The 2,130-nt window shown below is 76.5% G+C and carries 1 protein-coding gene; it reads right to left on the reverse strand.

Going from position 1 to position 2,130, the window contains the following annotated elements:
- A partial coding sequence (locus ACIQOV_RS38675; protein ID WP_401055495.1) for a beta-ketoacyl synthase N-terminal-like domain-containing protein occupies positions 1-2,130 on the reverse strand: 2,130 nt, incomplete at both ends.

The raw sequence follows: 2,130 nt of genomic DNA on the forward strand, positions 1-2,130 counted from the left end.
GCCCCCGTCGGGGCCGGCCCGCAGGTGCTCGACCAGTCGGCTCGCCTGTCGGCGCAGGGCCTCGGGGGTCATGGCGGAGAGCAGCCACGGAACGGTGGTCCCGGTGTCCTCGGACGGTTCGCCGTCCGTGCCGTCGGGCAGCGGGGCGTCGTCGGCTGCGGGCGCTTCCTCCAGAACGGCGTGGGCATTGGTGCCGCTCATGCCGAACGCGGAGACGCCGGCCCGGCGCGGCCGGTCCCCGTCCGGGGCTTCCCAGGGGCGGGCGTCCGCGAGCAGCCGGACCGCGCCGGCCGACCAGTCCACCCGGCTGGACGCCTCCTGTGCGTGCAGGGTGCCGGGGAGCACGCCGTTGCGCAGCGCGAGCACGGTCTTGATGACGCCGGCGACCCCGGCGGCGGCCTGGGTGTGCCCGATGTTGGACTTCAGCGATCCCAGCCACAGCGGGCGGTCGGCGGGCCGGTCCTGGCCGTAGGTGGCCAGCAGGGCCTGCGCCTCGATGGGGTCGCCGAGCACGGTGCCGGTGCCGTGCCCCTCGACCAGGTCGATATCGGCGCCGGACAGTCCTGCCGCGGCCAGCGCGGTCCTGATCACCCGCTGCTGCGCGGGGCCGCTCGGAGCGGTGAGGCCGTTGCTGGCACCGTCCTGGTTCACCGCGGTGCCCCGGACGAGGGCGAGGACCGGATGTCCGAGGCGGCGCGCGTCGGAGAGGCGTTCCACGAGCAGGACGCCCACCCCTTCGCCCCAGCCCGTGCCGTTCGCCGCTTCGGCGAAGGAGCGGCAGCGGCCGTCGGGCGACAGGCCCTGCTGACGGCTGAACTCGACGAAGACGTCCGGGCTCGCCATCACCGCGGCGCCGCCGACCAGGGCGAACGAGCAGTCGCCGGCGCGCAGTGCCTGGCCGGCCAGGTGCAGTGCCACCAGCGAGGACGAGCAGGCCGTCTCCACGGTCACGGCGGGGCCGCCGAGTCCGAGGGTGTAGGCGACGCGGCCGGAGGCGACGCTGGTGACCGTGCCGCTGAGGAGGTGCCCCTCGATCTCGTCGGACGGGTCCTGCGGGCCGGTGCCGTAGCCCTGGGCGGCGACGCCGACGTAGACGCCGCCCTCGCTGCCGCGGACCGACGCGGGGTCGAGTCCGGCCCGCTCCAGCGCCTCCCAGCTGGTTTCGAGGAGCAGTCGCTGCTGCGGGTCCATGGCCAGTGCTTCGCGCGGGGAGATGCCGAAGAACTCCGCGTCGAACTCGGCCGCGCCGTCCAGGAATCCGCCGCCGGTGGTGTAGAAGGTGCCCGGGTGCAGGGGGTCCGGGTCGTAGAGAGTGTCCAGCGGCCAGCCGCGGTCGGCGGGCAGCGCGGCGACCGCGTCCACTCCGTCGGCCACCAGCTGCCACAGGTCCTCGGGCGAGCGGACGCCGCCCGGGAACCGGCAGGCCATCGAGACGATCGCCAGGGGTTCGTCGGCCGCCGCGGGCCCGGCCGCGCCGTCGGCGGCCGCGGAGTCCGTCGCGGCCGTGCCGGTCGTGCGGTCGGCGTCCGGTTCGGTGCCGCTCAGCTCGGCGAAGAGGTGGGCGGCGAGCGCGGCTGCCGTCGGGTGGTCGAAGACGGTGGTGAACGCGAGCGGCAGAGCGGTGGCCGCGACCAGCCGGTTGCGGAGTTCGACGGCGGTGAGCGAGTCGAAGCCCAGCTCGCGGAACGGGCGGTCGGCCATGAGGCCGGCGGCCGACTCGTGGCCCAGCACGGCGGCCGCTTCGCTCCGCACCAGCTCCGTCAGCAGTTTGCGGCCCTCGGGCCCGGACAGTCGGTGCAGCCGGTGCGGCCACGACGGGTCGCCGCCCGTGCCGGGTCCGGACCCGGCGGAGGTGTCCGCGTCCGCGGGGTCGCCGTCCGCCGCCCGGGGCTCCGGGGCGGCCGACAGGCCGCGCAGCAGCGCGCTCTCCCGGACCGAGCCGAAGATCGGCGCGAAGCGGCTCCAGTCCAGCTCGGCGACGACCGGTTCGCCCTCGTCCAGGGCCAGCGCCAGGCCGAGCGCGGAGAGCGCCGCCGCAGGGTCCATCGGCACCAGCCCGTGGCGGCGCAGGCCGTCGCCGACCGCGCCCTCGGCCATGCCCGCGCCGGCCCAGGGGCCCCAGGCCACCGA

Source organism: Kitasatospora sp. NPDC091257 (assembly GCF_044757675.1).
In the GTDB taxonomy this organism is placed as follows: domain Bacteria; phylum Actinomycetota; class Actinomycetes; order Streptomycetales; family Streptomycetaceae; genus Kitasatospora; species Kitasatospora lactacystinica.